Source organism: Paraburkholderia sp. FW306-02-B, from assembly GCF_058782725.1.
In genome coordinates, this window is record NZ_JBYSXZ010000001.1 from 1303466 (window position 1) to 1321433 (window position 17968).

Annotated in this window: 14 protein-coding genes; 13 read left to right on the top strand and 1 reads right to left on the bottom strand. The window is 63.9% G+C overall.

Annotation, left to right across the window (positions count from 1 at the left end; all coding sequences use genetic code 11):
• The first annotated feature begins 29 nt into the window (after positions 1-29).
• From AC3WOG_RS05715 to AC3WOG_RS05775, 13 genes are all read left to right on the top strand, one after another.
• Complete coding sequence (locus AC3WOG_RS05715) at positions 30-1004, top strand: quinone oxidoreductase family protein (protein WP_492579728.1); 975 nt, start codon at positions 30-32, stop codon at positions 1002-1004.
• 256 nt (positions 1005-1260) lie between these two features.
• Positions 1261-1374 (top strand): hypothetical protein, encoded by a 114-nt coding sequence (locus tag AC3WOG_RS05720; RefSeq protein WP_028196918.1) that lies wholly within the window; start codon positions 1261-1263, stop codon positions 1372-1374.
• Entirely contained in the window at positions 1371-1463 is a 93-nt protein-coding gene (gene kdpF, locus AC3WOG_RS05725) for a K(+)-transporting ATPase subunit F (protein ID WP_007583461.1), read from the top strand. Before AC3WOG_RS05720 ends, kdpF begins: the two co-directional genes overlap by 4 nt.
• On the top strand, positions 1460-3265 hold the full coding sequence (gene kdpA / locus AC3WOG_RS05730) for a potassium-transporting ATPase subunit KdpA (protein WP_492577083.1): 1806 nt from the start codon (positions 1460-1462) through the stop codon (positions 3263-3265). The genes kdpF and kdpA overlap by 4 nt, the downstream gene beginning before the upstream one ends.
• Positions 3266-3332: 67 nt before the next feature.
• Positions 3333-5417: a potassium-transporting ATPase subunit KdpB gene (gene kdpB, locus AC3WOG_RS05735; RefSeq protein WP_492577084.1), complete on the top strand. Its 2085-nt coding sequence runs from the start codon at positions 3333-3335 to the stop codon at positions 5415-5417.
• A 40-nt stretch (positions 5418-5457) separates the two neighbouring features.
• Complete coding sequence (kdpC, locus tag AC3WOG_RS05740; protein ID WP_492577085.1) at positions 5458-6036, top strand: potassium-transporting ATPase subunit KdpC; 579 nt, start codon at positions 5458-5460, stop codon at positions 6034-6036.
• Positions 6037-6152: 116 nt separating this feature from the next.
• Entirely contained in the window at positions 6153-9098 is a 2946-nt protein-coding gene (locus tag AC3WOG_RS05745; protein WP_492577086.1) for a DUF4118 domain-containing protein, read from the top strand.
• Positions 9091-9789: a two-component system response regulator KdpE gene (kdpE, locus tag AC3WOG_RS05750; RefSeq protein WP_492577087.1), complete on the top strand. Its 699-nt coding sequence runs from the start codon at positions 9091-9093 to the stop codon at positions 9787-9789. The genes AC3WOG_RS05745 and kdpE overlap by 8 nt, the downstream gene beginning before the upstream one ends.
• Before the next feature lie 145 nt (positions 9790-9934).
• Positions 9935-10255 (top strand): quaternary ammonium compound efflux SMR transporter SugE, encoded by a 321-nt coding sequence (sugE, locus tag AC3WOG_RS05755; protein WP_492577088.1) that lies wholly within the window; start codon positions 9935-9937, stop codon positions 10253-10255.
• A 266-nt stretch (positions 10256-10521) separates the two neighbouring features.
• Positions 10522-11133: a DUF4126 domain-containing protein gene (locus AC3WOG_RS05760; RefSeq protein ID WP_492577089.1), complete on the top strand. Its 612-nt coding sequence runs from the start codon at positions 10522-10524 to the stop codon at positions 11131-11133.
• On the top strand, positions 11130-13712 hold the full coding sequence (locus AC3WOG_RS05765) for an ABC transporter permease (RefSeq protein ID WP_492577090.1): 2583 nt from the start codon (positions 11130-11132) through the stop codon (positions 13710-13712). Before AC3WOG_RS05760 ends, AC3WOG_RS05765 begins: the two co-directional genes overlap by 4 nt.
• 24 nt (positions 13713-13736) lie before the next feature.
• Positions 13737-14150, top strand: coding sequence for a group II truncated hemoglobin (locus AC3WOG_RS05770; RefSeq protein ID WP_492577091.1), 414 nt, complete (start codon positions 13737-13739; stop codon positions 14148-14150).
• 1100 nt (positions 14151-15250) lie between these two features.
• Positions 15251-15871 carry a DUF924 family protein gene (locus AC3WOG_RS05775; RefSeq protein WP_492577092.1) on the top strand — a complete coding sequence of 207 codons (621 nt, stop codon included), beginning with the start codon at positions 15251-15253 and terminating at the stop codon, positions 15869-15871.
• A gap of 67 nt (positions 15872-15938) precedes the next feature.
• Here AC3WOG_RS05775 and AC3WOG_RS05780 read toward each other — a convergent pair whose 3' ends face one another.
• Positions 15939-17939, bottom strand: coding sequence for an ArnT family glycosyltransferase (locus tag AC3WOG_RS05780; protein WP_492577093.1), 2001 nt, complete (start codon positions 17937-17939; stop codon positions 15939-15941).
• Positions 17940-17968: the final 29 nt, after the last annotated feature.

The following is a 17968-nucleotide window of genomic DNA, read 5'->3' on the forward strand; positions in this document are numbered from 1 at the left end:
CAAACTCAACCATGAACGAGGGAGACATGATGGTCAAAGCGATTCGATTCGATAAAACCGGCGGCCCGGAGGTGATGAAATGGGTCGACGTCGAAGTGGGTGAGTCGGGTGCGGGCGAGATCCGCATCAAGCAGAATGCGGTCGGCCTGAACTACATCGACGTGTATTTCCGCACGGGCTTGTATCCGCTGCCGTTGCCGGGCGGCCTCGGCATGGAAGCGGCCGGTGTGGTGACGGCGGTCGGCTCGGGCGTGACCAGTCTCAAAGCAGGCGATCGCGTTGCGTACGTCGCGCGTCCGCCCGGCGCGTATACACAGGAGCGCGTGCTGCCGGCGGCGCAAGTCGTCAAGGTGCCGGATGCACTGAGCGACGAGCAGGCGGCGTCCGTCATGCTGCAGGGGCTGACCGCGCAATACCTGCTGCGCCGCACGTATCCGGTGAAGGCCGGCGACACGATCCTGATCCAGGCCGCGGCGGGCGGCGTCGGCTTGCTGGTTTGCCAGTGGGCGAAGGCGCTCGGCGCGACGGTGATCGGCACGGTCGGTTCCGATGAAAAGGCCGAAGTCGCCAAGGCGCACGGCTGCGACCACGCGATCGTCTACACGCGTGAGAACTTCACCAGGCGCGTGCGCGAGATCACCAACGGCGCGGGCGTGCCGGTGGTCTACGACTCGATCGGTAAAGACACGTTTACGGCGTCGCTCGATTGCCTCGCGCCGCTTGGCATGTTCGTGAGCTTCGGCAATGCATCGGGGCCGTTGCCGCCGATCGATTCGTCGGAATTCGCCGGGCGTGGTTCGCTGTTCTTCACGCGCCCGACGCTCTTCACCTATATCGGCAAGCGCCACGATTACGAGGCGATGGCCGCCGAACTGTTCGACGTATTGGTGTCGGGCAAAGTGAAAACGAGTATCAACCAGCGCTATGCGCTTGCGGATGTCGGCCAGGCGCACGCCGATCTCGAAGGCCGCCGCACGACAGGGTCGACGATTCTGCTGCCGTGAGCGTCATGACGTAAGCGCGCTGTAGCGCTGCCGATATAAAAAACCACGCTGCTTTTACTCGTGCGGCAGCGGGCAGCGAGACTCGCGTCAAAACCCGCTATCCCAACGCACACCGGCATAAGGCCGTTCCACTTCACGGTGGAACGGCCTTTTCCGTTTACGCGATTTTTACACGTGCCCCGACATCTTTGACCAGGCCTTTACGCGGTTCGGCATAACGTTCGATCTATCCAAAGTCCATGTATGGAGAACAAAAATGGATGTGCTGTATGTCGGGGGGCTGGTGCTGTTTTTCGCGCTGACCTTTGCATTGATCGCCGGCTGCGAGAAGTTGATGCAGTTCCGCCGTGGCCAGGGAGCGCGCTCGTGAACTGGATTCTCTGGTTATCAGGTGCGGCTACCGCGCTGCTGTTCGCTTACCTCGTTTATGCGCTGCTGCGCGCGGAGGACATTGAATGAACTCGAACAATGTCCTGCAAGCGGGCCTTTTCATCGTCGTGCTGCTGGCTGCCGCGGTGCCGATGTCCCGCTACTTGAGCAGCGTGATGGACGGCAGTGCGCGCGTGGTCCGTTTCGGCGGCCCGATCGAGCGTTTGCTGTATCGCATCGCGGGCGTCGATCCGTCGATGGAAATGGGCTGGAAGCACTACGCCATCGCCACGATCGCGTTCAACGCGCTCGGCGCGCTGTTCCTTTACGTGCTGTTGCGCGTGCAAGGCTGGTTGCCGGGCAATCCGCAGCAGTTCGGCCCGATGACGGTCGACGGCGCGTTCAATACGGCAGTCAGTTTCGTGACCAATACGAACTGGCAGGATTACACCCCTGAACAGACTGTCGGCTATCTGACGCAGATGCTCGGCTTCACCGTCCAGAACTTCTTCTCCGCAGCCACCGGCATCGTGGTGGTGATCGCGCTGATTCGCGGCTTCGCGCGTCACACCGCGCAAACCATCGGCAACTTCTGGGTCGATCTCACGCGCGTGACGCTCTATGTGTTGCTGCCGATGTCGGCGATCATCGCCGCGTTGCTGATGAGCCAGGGTGTGATCCAGAACTTCAAGTCGTATCAGGACGTGCCGACGCTGCAAACCACGACGTATGCCGCACCGAAGCTCGATGCACAAGGCAATCCGGTGAAGGATGCCAAGGGCAATCCGGTGACGGTCGATACGCCGGTGAAGACGCAGACCATCGCGATGGGCCCGGTCGCCTCGCAGGAAGCGATCAAGATGCTCGGCACCAACGGTGGCGGTTTCTTTAACGGCAACTCGGCGCATCCGTACGAAAACCCGACGCCGTTCTCGAACTTCCTGCAGATCTTCTCGATCCTGATCATTCCCGCGGCCTTGGCCCTCGTGTTCGGCCGGATGATCGCGGACCGCAAGCAGGGCGTGGCCGTGCTCGCGGCGATGACGATCGCGTTCGGCGTGTGCGTGTTCGGCGAGATCGGCGCGGAACAGGCGGGTAATCCGGCGTTCACCGCGTTACACGTCGATCAATCGGCGAATGCGTTGCAGTCGGGCGGTAATGCGGAAGGCAAGGAAACGCGCTTCGGTATCGCACAGTCGGGCATCTTCACGGTGGCGACCACGGCGGCTTCGTGCGGCGCGGTGGCCAACACGCACGACTCGCTCACGCCGATCGGCGGCCTCTATCCGATGCTGCTGATGCAACTCGGCGAAGTGATCTTCGGCGGTGTGGGTTCCGGTATGTACGGGATGCTCGTGTTCGCGCTGCTGGCCGTGTTCGTGGCGGGCCTGATGATCGGCCGCACGCCTGAATACGTCGGCAAGAAGATCGAAGCGTACGAGATGAAGATGGTGTCGATCGTTGTGCTGCTCACGCCGCTGCTGGTGCTGGTCGGCACCTCGATCGCGGTGCTGACCGAGGCGGGCAAGGCGGGTATTGCCAATCCGGGCGCGCACGGCTTCTCCGAAATCCTTTACGCGTTCAGTTCGGCCGCTAACAACAACGGCAGCGCGTTTGCGGGCCTGACTGTGGGTACGCCGTTCTACAACTGGCTCACGGCCATCGCGATGTGGTTCGGCCGCTTCGGCACGATCATCCCGGTGCTGGCGATCGCCGGTTCCCTCGCCGCGAAGAAACGCATCGGCGTGACCGGCGGCACGCTGCCGACTCATGGCCCGCTGTTCGTCGTGCTGTTGCTCGGCACGGTGCTGCTGGTCGGTGCGCTGACTTATGTGCCCGCGCTCGCGCTCGGTCCTGGTGTCGAACATCTGATGATGATGGGCGCCCACTGAGGCGGCCCGTTCGAACCAACGAGTGAACAGGCTTAAGTCACGCGATAACGGGAAATTCGAGGATTCAATGACTGAACATAATGCAACCAGGTCCATGTTCGACCCGGCGCTGCTGCGCCCGGCGATCGTGGACTCCTTCAAAAAGCTCACGCCGCGCACGCAGTTCCGTAATCCGGTGATGTTCTGCGTGTACGTCGGCAGCATTCTGACGACCATTCTCTGGATCGCCGCGCTCGGCGGCCAGGCCGAGGCGCCCGCGGGCTTCATTCTCGCGGTCACGTTGTGGCTGTGGTTCACGGTGCTGTTCGCGAACTTCGCGGAAGCGCTTGCCGAAGGCCGTTCGAAGGCTCAGGCGGCGTCGCTGCGCAGCGCGAAGAAAGACGTGATGGCCAAGAAGCTCAACGAGCCGCATCCGAAGTCGCCGATCCGCATTCTGACGGCGTCCGATCTGCGTAAAGGCGACGTCGTGCTGGTCGAAACCGGCGACGTGATTCCGGCCGACGGCGAAGTGATCGACGGTGTCGCGTCGGTTGACGAATCGGCAATCACGGGTGAATCCGCGCCGGTGATCCGCGAGTCGGGCGGCGACTTTTCGTCGGTGACGGGCGGCACGCGCGTGCTGTCGGACTGGATCGTCGTGCGTGTGACGGCGAATCCGGGCGAGGCCTTCCTCGACCGCATGATCGCGATGGTCGAAGGCGCGAAGCGTCAGAAAACGCCGAACGAAATCGCGCTGACGATTCTGCTGGTCGCGTTGACGATCGTGATGCTGCTGGCTACCGCCACGCTGCTGCCGTTCTCGATGTTCTCCGTCGAGGCCGCGAAAGCCGGACACGTGGTCACGATTACCGCGCTGGTCGCGCTGCTGGTGTGTCTGATTCCGACCACCATCGGCGGGCTGTTGTCGGCGATCGGCGTGGCGGGCATGAGCCGGATGATGCAGGCCAACGTGATCGCCACGTCAGGCCGCGCCGTGGAAGCAGCCGGCGACGTCGACGTGCTGTTGCTCGACAAGACCGGCACGATCACGCTCGGCAACCGCCAGGCTTCGACCTTCGTGCCGGCGCCCGGCCTAACCGAAGAAGCGCTCGCCGATGCCGCACAGCTTTCGTCGCTCGCCGACGAAACGCCGGAAGGCCGCAGCATTGTCGTGCTGGCTAAACAGCGTTTCAATATCCGTCAGCGCGACATGGCGTCGCTGCATGCGGAATTCCTCGGCTTCACCGCGCAAACGCGGATGAGCGGCGTCGATCTGCCGGGCCGCGAGATCCGCAAGGGCGCAGCCGATGCAGTGAAGAATTACGTCGAAGCCCATGGCGGCCGTTTCCCGACGGAAGTCAGCAATGCGGTCACTGAAGTCGCCCGCCGCGGCAGCACGCCGCTGGTGGTCGCGGAGAAAAGCGAGCAGGGCGCGCGCGTGCTCGGCGTGATCGAGTTGAAGGACGTCGTGAAGGGCGGCATCAAGGAGCGCTTCGCCGAACTGCGCAAAATGGGTATCAAAACCATCATGGTGACCGGCGACAACCGTTTGACGGCAGCGGCGATTGCTGCTGAAGCGGGCGTCGACGATTTCCTCGCCGAAGCCACGCCGGAAGCCAAGCTTGCAACGATCCGCGCGCACCAGGCCGAAGGGCGCCTGGTCGCGATGACCGGCGACGGCACCAACGACGCCCCGGCGCTCGCGCAGGCCGACGTCGCGGTGGCGATGAACACCGGCACGCAGGCGGCGAAGGAAGCCGGCAACATGGTCGACCTCGATTCGAATCCGACCAAGCTGATCGAGATCGTCGAGATCGGCAAGCAGATGCTGATGACGCGCGGCTCGCTCACGACGTTCTCGATTGCCAACGACGTCGCCAAGTACTTCGCGATCATTCCGGCCGCGTTCGCGACGACCTATCCGGCACTGAACGCGCTGAACGTGATGCATCTGGCGACGCCGGCTTCCGCGATCATGTCGGCGGTGATTTTCAATGCGCTGATCATCGTGCTGCTGATTCCGCTGGCGCTCAAAGGCGTGCGTTATCGCGCGCTTGGCGCCGCGATCCTGCTGCGCCGCAATCTGCTGATCTACGGTCTGGGCGGGATCATCGTGCCGTTCATCGGCATCAAGCTGATCGATATGGTGCTGGCCGCGTTCGGCTGGGTTTGAGAACCGCGCGTCAGGAAGCCATTAAAAGGAATTGCCAATCATGAAAAATCTGTTCCGTCCGTTGATCGTGATCTTCGCGGTGCTGACCGCCGTTACCGGACTTGCCTACCCCGCAGTGATGACCGCTGTCGGCCAGGCGGCCTTCCACGATCAGGCCAACGGCAGCATGCTCGAGCAGGACGGCAAGGTGGTCGGCTCGAAGCTGATCGGCCAGCAGTTCGATGCGCCTCAGTACTTCTGGGGACGTTTGTCGGCGACCAGCCCGATGCCGTATAACCCGCAGAATTCGGGCGGCTCGAACCTCGGGCCGACCAACCCGGCGCTGACCGATGAAGTCAAAGGCCGCATCGACGCGTTGAAGGCCGCCGGCACGGATATGTCGAAGCCAGTGCCGGTCGATCTGGTGACGTCTTCAGGCAGCGGTCTCGATCCGGAGATTAGTCCGGCTGCTGCTGCATATCAGATCGAGCGCGTGGCGAAAGCGCGCAAGCTTGCGCCGAACGACGTGCAGGCGCTGGTCGAGCGTTATACGAGCGGCCGCCAGTTCGGCATTCTGGGCGAGGCGCGCGTGAATGTGCTGCAACTGAACCTGGCGCTGGACCAGATGAAACAAGGTTAACCGCTGTGTTCGCAAAGGCGGCGTCCGCGTGACGCCGCCTTTGCCATTTGCGGCCCGGCCGCTACCGTGCCACCATGTACACACCGGCGCTCGTCTTACTATGAAAACCATTGAGCATGAACCGCCCCGATCCTGACGAATTGCTCGACAAACTGCAACGCGACGAAGAGAAACGTCAGCGGGGCAAGCTGAAGATTTTTTTCGGCGCGTCGGCCGGCGTCGGCAAGACCTATGCGATGTTGCTGGCCGCGCGGCGCCGTCTCGATGAAGGCGCGGACGTGGTCGTCGGCATTGCGGAGACGCATGGCCGCGACGAAACCGCCGCGCTGCTCGACGGCCTCGACGTGCTGCCGCTCATGCAGATCGAGTATCGCGGCCGCAAGCTCGGCGAATTCGATCTCGACGCCGCGCTCGCCCGCAAGCCGCAGCTGATTCTGGTCGACGAACTCGCGCATTCGAACGTGCAGGGTGCACGGCATCTGAAGCGCTGGCAGGACGTCTATGAACTGCTCGACGTGGGCATCGACGTCTATACGACGGTCAACGTCCAGCACCTCGAAAGCCTGAACGACGTGGTCGGGCAGATCACCGGCATTCGCGTCTGGGAGACGGTGCCGGACCGCGTGTTCGATCGCGCCGACGAAGTGACGCTGGTCGACCTGCCCGCCGAGGAACTGCTCGACCGGATGCGCGACGGCAAGGTGTATTTGCCGCAGCAGGCCGAGCGCGCGGTGCGTAACTTCTTTCGCAAGGGCAATCTGATTGCGCTGCGTGAACTCGCACTGCGCCGTACCGCAGATCGTGTCGACGCGCAGATGCGTGAGTATCGCGCGGACCGGTCGATCCAGCGTATCTGGCAGGCGCGTGAACGCTTGCTGGTGTGTGTCGGCCCCGGCCCGGAAGCGCCGACGCTGGTGCGGGCCGCGGCGCGTCTCGCCGCAAGTTTGAGAGCCGACTGGATCGCTGTGTATGTCGAAACGCCCGCGCTGCAGCGTTTGCCCGACGCGCGTCGCGAACGCACGCTGAATGCGTTGAAGCTCGCCGCCGAACTCGGCGCGGAAACGGCGACGCTCGCCGGCACCGATGCGGTCGCCGCCTTGATCGGCTATGCGCAGGCGCGCAACGTGTCGAAGCTGGTCGCGGGTGCGTCGTCGCGCACGGGCGCGATGCGCCGGCTGCGCCGGCCGCTTGGCGAGCGCATCGCCGAACGCGCGGGCGACCTCGATCTCACGTTGATCCGCGCGTCGTCGGAACGCGATGGTGGCGAGCATCGCACGTTGCTGAACACCACTGCGAACGCCTGGCGCGAGGCGTTGAGCGCGGCGCGCGAACGCCGCTCGCCGCCGCGCGCCTACAGCTTTGCGTTGGCGATTTGCGCGGGCATCACGCTGCTGTCAAGTCAACTGATCGATCATATCGACCTGACGAACCTCGTCATGCTGTATCTGCTCGGCGTGATCTTCACGGCCGTGAAACTGGGCCGCGGACCGGGTGTCGTGCTGTCGTTCCTGAGCGTCGCCGCATTCGATTTCTTCTTCGTGCCGCCGCGCATGTCGCTGTCGGTGTCCGATACCCAGTATCTGTTGACCTTCCTCGGCATGTTGCTGACCTCGCTCGTGATCAGCCATCTGACCTCGAGCTTGCGTCGCGAGGCGAGCGTCGCGCGGCACCGCGAACAACGCACCGGCGCGATGTACGCGATGGCGCGCGAACTGGCTGCGGCGCTCGCGACCGAACAGATCGTCGGCATCGGCAGCCGGCACGTCAGCGAGGTGTTCGGCGCACGGGTCGCGATCCTGTTGCCGGACAGCGTCGACCAGGTGAAGCAGAAGATCGAAGACCCCGACGCGGCGATCACGCTCGACGGCGAGATGCTCGATATCGACGTCGGCCAATGGGTCTACGATCAGCAGAAACCGGCTGGGCACGGCACCGATACGCTACCCGCCGCCGCTGCGCTCTATCTGCCGCTCAAGGCGCCGATGCGTACGCGCGGCGTGCTCGCGGTCGTGATGCGCGACGAGCGCGAACTCGACGTACCCGAACAGCAACGGATGCTCGATGCGTTCGCTGCGCAGATCGCGCTGGCGTTGGAGCGCGTGCACTACGTCGAGATCGCGCGCGACGCGCTGGTCAATATGGAGTCGGAGCGCCTGCGCAATTCGCTGCTGTCGGCGATCTCGCACGACTTGCGCACACCGTTGACGACGATCGTCGGCTTTTCGTCGATGCTCGCGCAGTCGCGTGAAGCACACCCTGACGCACAACCCGGTGACGATCTGGTGGAAGCGATTCATGAAGAGGCGTTGCGCATGACCGGCATCGTCACGAATCTGCTCGACATGGCGCGCTTGCAGGCGGGCAGCTTGCAATTGAACCGGCAATGGACGCTGCTCGAAGAAACGGTCGGCGCTGCGTTGCGTGCCTGCAGGCGCGTGCTGGCGAATCATCCGGTGCAGGTGAAGCTGCCCGCGGATTTGCCGCTGCTGCACCTCGATGCCGTGCTGATGGAGCGGCTCTTCTCGAACCTGTTCGAGAACGCCGCCAAATACACGCCAGCGGATACGCTGTTGACGATCGGCGCGCAAGTGATCGAGGAAGGCGGCAAGCAGTTCGTGCGCGTCACCGTCGACGATACCGGACCGGGTCTGCCCGCCGGCATGGAGGCGCGCGTGTTCGAGAAATTCACGCGCGGCGAGAAAGAGTCGGCTAAGCCGGGCATCGGGCTCGGCCTTGCGATCTGCCGCGCGATCGTCGATGCGCACGGCGGTACAATCGGCGCGCTCAACCGGATGAAGGCGGACGGTCACGTTGAAGGCGCACGCTTCTGGTTCACGCTGCCGGTGGAAACGCCGCCCGCTGCGCCTGACTCGCTGGAAGACGACGATATCGACGTGTTGCCCGCTGATTCGGCGTCGGCGTCGGCGGCAGGCGGCACGTCTGCGCCAGGCGAGCCGAACGCCCAGGCAGCGGAAACGCCGCTGCAACGGGAGCAGGCCGCCGCGGCGCCGCTCGAGTTCAATTCACCCCACAACCCGCTCTCCAAGCCTACCCATGAGTGACCCCAGCATCACCGTCGTCCTGATCGAGGACGAAAAGCAGATCCGCCGCTTCGTGCGCACGGCGCTGGAAGGCGAGGGCATCGTGGTGCACGACGCCGAGAGCGGCAAGCAGGGCCTCGTGGAAGCCGCGACGCGCAAGCCCGATCTGGTGATCGTCGATCTCGGCTTGCCCGACACCGACGGTCTGGACGTGATCCGCGAACTGCGCGGCTGGAGCGAATTGCCAGTGATCGTGCTGTCGGCGCGTACCCAGGAAACCGAAAAAGTCGCCGCGCTCGACGCCGGCGCGGACGATTACCTCACCAAACCGTTCGGCGTCTCCGAACTGCTGGCGCGGATTCGCGCGCATATGCGGCGGCGCAACCACGGCGGCGCCAGCGAATCGCCGCAGGTGCGTTTCGGCGCGGTCAGTGTCAATCTGGCCTTGCGTCAGGTGAGTCGCGACGGCGCCCCGGTTCATCTGACCCCGATCGAATACCGCCTGCTCGCAACGCTGGTGCGCCACGCCGGCCGTGTGCTGACGCACCGGCAACTGCTGCGCGACGTATGGGGGCCGTCGCATGTCGAGAGCCATCACTATCTGCGCATCTATATGGCGCATCTGCGCGGCAAGCTGGAGCGCGATCCGGCGCAGCCCGAATATATCGTCACCGAAACGGGCGTCGGATACCGGCTGGTCGGAGCGGTGTGACGCTGTCCTGAGCCCCGTAGGCGCCCTTGTGACGGGCCACCGCAGCGAGCGTGTGGACCCCACTGGGTATAATTACGGATCGTAAGGACGACCTTGCGCATCCGCTACGAACGGGGACGGCCCCATCTGACCATGGAGTTGTCCCGTGTCCTGGTTTCTTCTATTGATTGCCGGTTTGCTCGAAGTCGCGTGGGCAGCCGGTCTCAAGACATCCGAAGGTTTCACCCGGCTCTGGCCGTCCGTGTTCACGCTCGTGACCGCGCTCGGCAGCTTCGTTCTGCTCGCGATGGCCATGCGCCAGCTGCCGCTCGGCACCGCCTATGCGGTGTGGACGGGGATCGGTGCGGTCGGCGCGTTCATTTTCGGCATCGTGATGATGGGCGAAGCATTGACGGTCGCGCGAGTGGCGAGTGCGTCGCTGATCGTGATCGGATTGATCGGCCTGAAGCTCTCCTCGGGGCATTGAACTGTCGTCGGCCGGCCTGTTGCCGCGAGCCTGTGCGCGCTTGCTTAATTTGCACCCCGAGTCGCGCCCCCTTAGAGGCCGCCATTTGTTCGCCGCTCTGCGTTCTGCGAATTAACGTGGCTATAATGAAGTTGAATCCAACCTGAAATTGCCCGCGGCCCATTTGGCGCGGCCGGCTTGGCGCGGGTCTGACGACTTCGGTGCGGCGGCTCCCTTTCCCTTGCCCGTCGAAGCGCCCGGCACGCACAGCGCGCCTGGAGGCGGCCATGCTTGAATCACTTTCGCTTGCTGCTGGCCTCTCGTGGGGCAGCGGTCTGCGCCTCTATCTGACGGTCTTGCTGGCCGGCGTGCTCGAACGCCTCGGCTTCATCCATCTCCCCGACACGCTGTCCGCACTGTCCTCGCCGTGGGTGATCGGCGTTGCCGCTGTGCTGACGGTCGCCGAATTCCTTGCCGACAAGATTCCCGCCTTCGATTCGTTGTGGGACGCGATCCACACCTTTATCCGTATTCCGGCCGGCGCCGTGCTGGCCGTCGGCGCGCTTGGCCATGCCGATCCGGCGCTCCTGACCGTCGCCGCGCTCGCGGGCGGCACGCTGGCCGGCACCGCGCATCTGGCGAAAGCGGGCACGCGCGCGCTGATCAATCTGTCGCCGGAACCGGTGTCCAATGTCGTGACCTCGACCGCTGAAGACAGCCTCGTGTTCGGCGGCGTGCTGCTTGCACTGTTCGTGCCGCTCGTGTTTCTGGTGTTGATGGTGGGTTTCCTGATGCTGGCGGGCTGGGTGTTGCCGAGGCTTTGGCGCGGAGTGCAGGGCGGTTTCCGCGGGATGGCGACGCATATGGTGTCGCGTTTGGCCAGGAGCAGGCACGATTGAGCGATACGGTACGAGGTTCGACGGCGCGTGTTGCATCACGCTCTCGACGCCGGTTTAGCAGCACTGACCTGCTGCACCAGGCCGTCCGCATGACGGCGCGCGACTGGCGCGCGGGCGAACTGACGATGCTGCTGCTGGCGCTGGTGCTGGCCGTCGCGGCTTTGTCGAGTGTCGGCTTTCTGGCTGACCGGTTGCATCAAGGGCTCGAGCGCGACGCACGCCGCATGATCGCCGCCGATTTCATCGTGCGCGCCGATCATCCGGTCGATCCGCAATTCGCTCAGCAAGCCACGGCGCTCGGTCTGAATACGGCCAGCACCGCGATCTTTCCCAGCATGATCAATTCGACCGGCGCGCAGCCGGTCTCGCGCCTCGCCGCCATCAAGGCGGTGTCGCCGGGTTATCCGTTGCGCGGCGCGTTGCGGATCGCATCCGCGCCTGGCGCGGCGGATCATCCGGCGCAATCGATTCCGCCGCCGGGCATCGCCTGGGTCGATCAGGCGTTGCTCGACGCGTTGAAGCTGCATGTCGGCGACGCGGTAAAGGTCGGCAATCGCAACTTCACGATCGGCGCGGTGATCACCCGCGAACTGGATCGCGGCTTCTCGTTCGTCAATTTCTCGCCGCGTTTGATGTTGCGCGCCGATGAGGTCCAAGCGACTGGCCTCATCACGTTCGGCAGCCGCGTGACCTATCGGCTGCTGGTGGCGGGTACGGATGCGTCGGTCGCGCGCTTCGCTCAGTTTGCGCATGACAAGGTCGACGGCGGCAAGATGCGCGGCGTCGCGCTCGAGTCGTTGCAGGACGGCCAGCCGCAAGTGCGTCAGACGCTCGACCGTGCGAGCCACTTTCTCACGCTCGTCTCGCTGCTCACCGCATTGCTCGCGGCGGTAGCGATCGCGATGGCCGCGCATCGTTATATGCGCCGGCATCTGGACAGTTGCGCGGCGATGCGCTGCCTCGGCGTCAGTCAAGCGACGCTGCGCGCGCTCTTCACGCTCGAATTCTTCGGTCTCGGTTTGATCGGCGGGGCAGTGGGCGTTGCGCTCGGCTATGCGGGACATCTTGCGTTGCTGACGTGGCTCGGCGGTCTGATCGATGTCGTGTTGCCGTACCCGAGCGCATGGCCGGCGCTCGAAGGCATTGCAGCGGGTCTCGTGTTGTTGCTCGGCTTTGCGTTGCCGCCGCTCCTGCCATTGACGCGCGTGCCGCCGGTGCGGGTACTGCGCCGCGAATGGGGCGACGCAGGGCGCACCGCGTGGGCAGCGTACGCCCTTGGCATCGTGCTGTTCGCCGCGCTGCTGATCGTCGCGGCGGGCGAGCTGAAGCTCGGCGGTATCGTCGCGGGTGGTTTTGCGGGCGGCTTGCTGGTGTTCGCGTGCATCGCGCGGCTGGCGTTGTGGGGCGCCTCGCGTTTCGTGCGCAGCGAGCGCGTCAATGCGGGGATCGGCTGGCGGTATGCACTGGCGTCGCTTGAGCGGCGCAGCGGTGCAAGTGCACTGCAGATTACCGCGCTCGGCATTGGCTTGATGTGCCTGTTGCTGATCGCGATGACGCGCAACGACCTGGTAGCCGGCTGGCGCAAATCGACGCCGCCCGATGCGCCGAATGAATTCATCATCGACATCCAGCCCGATCAACGCGAAGCCGTCACACAATATCTGAGCGCGCATGGCGTGCCCGGCACGGTGCTCTCGCCGATGGTGCGCGGCCGGCTGATCGCGATCAACGGCAAGCCGGTCAATCCGGACGCGTTCAAAGGCGACGACGCAAAGCGCCTCGTGGACCGCGAATTCAATCTGTCGTACACGACGACGCTGCCCGAGGACAATCGACTTTCCGATGGTACGTGGTATGGCGACACGAAAACGCCGCAGATTTCGATTGAGCAGGGGCTGGCGAAACTGATCGACGTGAAGCCTGGCGACACGCTGCGCTTCGACGTGACGGGCTTGCAGATCGACGCGCCCGTGACGAGTGTGCGCAAGCTCGACTGGGGCTCGTTCAAGGTCAACTTTTTCGTGCTGATGCCGCCGGCGGCCTTGCAGGATTTCCCGGCGACGTTCATCACCAGTTTTCATCTGCCGCCTTCGAGGCAGGCGACTATCGACGGTTTGATCGCAGCTTATCCGAACCTCACCGCGATCGACACCGGTCCGATTCTGGCGCAGGTGCAGCGCGTGTTGCAGCAGGTGATCGGCGCGGTGCAGTTTTTATTTGCGTTCACGCTCGCGGCTGGGGTGCTGGTGTTGTACGCGGCGCTGGCCGGCACGCGCGATGAGCGTATGCGAGAATCCGCGCTGCTGCGTGCACTGGGGGCGTCGCATCGCCAGGTGCGGGCGGTGCAGATTGCCGAGTTTGTCGCGGTGGGCGCGCTGGCGGGGCTGATGGCGGCGGTGGGCGCGCAGGTGATTGGGTGGGTGCTGGCTACCCGCGTGTTCGAGTTTTATCTGAGTTTCGATCCGTGGTTGTTGCCGGCGGGTATTGCTGCCGGGATTGCTTGTGCTGGGGTGGGCGGCTGGCTCAGCTTGCGGCATGTGCTAACGCGACCGGCGTTGCAATCGCTGCGGGATGCGTGATTTTTTTTTGTTTTGTGACTGGGTATGAGCGATCTTAACGACGAAGTGTCCACAGCGGGACCGACGGCCTTCGAACTGGTGGGCGGTGAGGCTCGCGTGCGCGAGTTGGTCGAGCGGTTTTATGACTTGATGGATCTCGAAGCGGAATTCGCCGGGATTCGGGCTTTGCATCCGGAGTCGCTCGATGGCTCGCGGGACAAGTTTTTCTGGTTTCTGTGCGGATGGATGGGTGGGCCCGATCATTACATCGGCCGGTTTGGACATCCTCGGTTGAGGGCTCGGCATTTGCCGTTTGCTATCGCTTCCGGCGAGAGGGATCAGTGGATTAGGTGTATGGCCTGGGCCATGGAGGATGTGGGGCTTTCTGAATCGCTGCGCGAGAGGCTGTTGGGGTCGTTCTTTGAGACCGCTGACTGGATGCGGAATCGGAATGGTTAAAAGGTTTTTTTGTTGCCGTAGGCGGTGATTGGGGTTTTGCCTTTGGCGGCGGCATTTGTTGGTGCGCCTGAGGGTGTGGCCTTTCCTTCTGTGTGCCTACGGCGGTGGCTTTTTCTTTTCTTATTGGTTTATTAGCGTTCCCCCTGTGCGGGGGGCACCTACTTTTCTTTGCCTGCCGCAAAGAAAAGTAGGCAAAAGAAAGCGGCTCAAACCGCCAGCTCTTAAGCGGGTCCCCTGGCTTGGAGGAGGCAGTGGAGCATCTGGAATCGGTGTTCTCGCGCACTCCGCGCTGGTGACAAGGCAGTCATCCTTCCGGCGGCGCTGCGCGCGCCGACGCGGCACTTCTCAAAAACGATGGGACGTACGCGCTTCCGGCATCATCCTTCCCGCCTCGCACTGCGTGCTCGCCGGAAGGGTCTGCCAGGCAAACCAGTGGCTTCGCTTTGGTTCGGTGGGGGTGCCATCGGCTTTGCCTCGGCGAGGCGCTGAGCTGTGGCGGTGCGGGCCACCTCGCTGAACGAAACGCAGCCGAGAGTTACGCCGGCGGAGCAAAGGAACGCAGCCACGAGTTACGCTAGTGCAGCAGGGGCAAGCCGTTACACTTGAACAACAGCAGGCACGGAAGCGCCTGACGGATTTGCGAAGTACCGCCGCGGCGCGCGGAGTTCCGCCGGAAGCGTCAAGCGAAACGTTGACGCGAAAACGGCCGGTGGTTTTATGAAGTACCGCGTCGGCGCGCGCAGCGCCGCCGGAAGTATGACTGCCTTGTCACCAGGGCGAAATGTGCGAGGACACCGATTCCAGATGCGCCACTACCTCCTCCAAGCCAGGGGACCCGCTTAAGCGCTGGCGGTGTAAAGCCGCTTTCTTTTGCCTACTTTTCTTTGCGGCAGGCAAAGAAAAGTAGGTGCCGCCCCGCACAGGGGCGACGCTAATAAACCAATAAGAAACGAAAGAGCCACCGCCGTAGGCGTACAGACATAAAGCGCTGCGCAAGAAAAGCAGAACAAGAAAAGCCCAACGCCGCAGGCAAACAACCCGATACCGCCGTAGGCGAAAATAAACTCGCTATAGCGAAGAAGAACCCCGAGACTCGATCAATGAACACCTACACGACAGCGGCAGACCACGCCGCCCTAAACCCACAAGCCCGCGCAGCACTAGATTGTTGGTTCGGCGCCCCGAACTCCACGACCTTCGGTCAACCACGCAAACTTTGGTTCGCTCGCGATAACGCCTTCGACGCGATGCTACTGGAACGCTTCGGCAACCTGATAGCCGCGGCACGCGAAGAAGACACCCTCGACAACTGGAAACAAACCCCGCTCGGCGCGTTGGCGCTAATCATCATCCTCGATCAGTTCTCCCGCAACTGCCACCGCAACACGCCACGCGCTTTCGCCGCCGATCAAAAAGCGCTGCACATCGCGCAACAGATGATCGCAACCGGTGCCGACAGCTTATTGCCTACCGCACATCACCGCGCATTCGCATATCTGCCTTTCGAACACGACGAAACCCTCGCCAGCCAGCACGAATCACTGCGCCTATTCAAGCAGCTCGAAGCTGAACCAGGCGGTGAGTCCTACTACTCGTCCGCGCTCAGACACGCGAAAGTCATCGAGCGCTTCGGACGCTTTCCACATCGCAACGCGATACTCGCACGACCCTCGACGGCTGAAGAAACCGCCTTCCTGCAAGAGCGCGGCTCCTCGTTCTAAGCAGATTGAACCCACAACTGATCGCCGCGCCGGCAAAGCGCTTTAGTCGCCGCGCCGGCAAAGCGCTTTAGTCGCCGCGCACGGCCGGCGCAGGTGTCCGCACGAACACACGCAATAGTTCGTCGTTGTCGCCCGGGCGCGCGCCTGACCAGAACAGGCGCCAATCGCCCGGCGGCGTGCGGGCATCGTTGCGGCGGCTCTGCTCGATCAGCCAGGTGCATGCGGTCGCGTCGGTATTCGTGATCGGCCGATGCTCGATACCGGTGTAGTAGTACAGCATCGGCGCTTCCGATTCGCCAAGGCCCTTGCTGGCCATGCAATCGCCATCGTTCCATTCGATATTCATTTGGGCGCGGAGGTTTTCGAACACCGAGCGGTAACTCTTCCCATAGTCGAGCCACGGCAGCAGCAGCGTGCTCACAAGTCCCCATGCGACGATCGCGCCCGCACACCAGCTCAACGCGCCGCGCCATTTGCCGGTGTGCTTGAATACCGGCAGCAGCCACAGCCAACCGAACGTCAGTAGCAGGCCGGCCGCGATCAGTCCGGGTTTGACCGGCATCACCCAGTCGAGCGGCAACCAGCGGCCAAGCCGATGCAGCGATCCGTGAGTCTCGACAGGGCTGCTCATGATCGACCAGACGATCCACGCAAGCGCGGCCACGCTGCCGAACAGCACGCGGCTTACCATGTCCCAGCTTGCGTGCAGACGCTGCGGAAGCTTTTCGATACCCTGCATCGCCAGCAGTGCAAGCGGCGCGATGAACGGCAGGATGTACAGTTCGCGAACCGTCGCCGAGTTTTGCAGCACCGCAAAGCCGGTGCCCGCGAAGATCGCCGGCAGCGCGACGCGCGGATCGCGCCAGCGTCGCCACGCGCCGCCCGCGAGCGCGGCCAATGCAAGCGGCACGACCGGAAAGCCGACGCTCAACACCGTGCGTAGCACGAACAGATGGCTCTCGTTTTCAGAGCCTAGATCTGCCACCGAAAAGCCGAAGAAGCGGCCGATGTTGTTGTCCCACAGCCAGACCTTGAAGAGCGCTTCGGAGCGCAGATAGAAGAAGATCGGCCAGATCAGCGCAAACGGCGCGCAGACGAGTGCGGCTATGCCGAGCGCGCCTGCAAAGCCGCGGTTGCGGCAAGTAGGATAGAGCACCAGCGCCGCAACGGTGGTCGCGCCGAACACCAGCGGCACGAACAGGCCCTTGGCCAGCAGCGACACGCCGACGCCAGCACCGAACATCGTTGCCGCGCTCAGGATGACGTGGCGTCGGTGGCGTGCGTCGACCGGCAGCAGGCGGGCTTCGTCGCGCAGATGCACCAGCACCAGTTCGAACAAGCCGCAGAAGCCGAGCGCGGCGCCGGCCATCAGCGCGACGTCGGTCATCATGTCGTGCACGTGTTTGATGACCACGAGCGTGCTCGCGAACAACGCGAGCGTGCCGATCACGCGCACGTCGAACCAGTTCGACGCGGCTACCGCGCGGCGGGCGACGCGTGCGGTGTAGTAGACGGTCAGTGCGGCGAACAGCGCGCTCGCGAGGCGCGCTGCATCGTGCAATGGGAGATAGCGGCCGAACATCCTGGCGAGTCCCGCGGCGACCCAGTCGTAAATCGGCGGCTTTTCGACGAAAGGCTGCCCGGCGTTGGTCGGGACGACGAGGTCGCCGGTGTCGAGCATGTGCTGGATGATGCCGAACGTGTAGGTCTCGTCCTGTTTCCACGGCTCGTGGCCCAAGGTGCCGGGCAAGAGCCACGCGCACAGGATCGCCAGCGCGACGAGCCACATCAGCGGGCGGGCAGCAGTAAGCACGCGCAAGCGCTGGGCGCCACGCGAGGTGCGGTCGGAGGCGCTTGCTGTGCCCGCTGGAGCTGCGGGTCCTGCGGGCGCTTCGGCTATGGTTGCAGTTGCGGCGGCCTGGCGGCCCAACGAGCCGGCGTGGCCTTCAGCGAGGTCCGCCGAGTCGGGGCGCGCCTGCTCCGGCGCACTGTCGGCAGGTCCGGCCGGCGCGGACGTCGCGGCTGTGGCGTGCCTCGTGCGCCAACGCGCGGATGGGTTTTCGTGCATGAAGATCTCTGATCGCCGTGCGCGGCGGC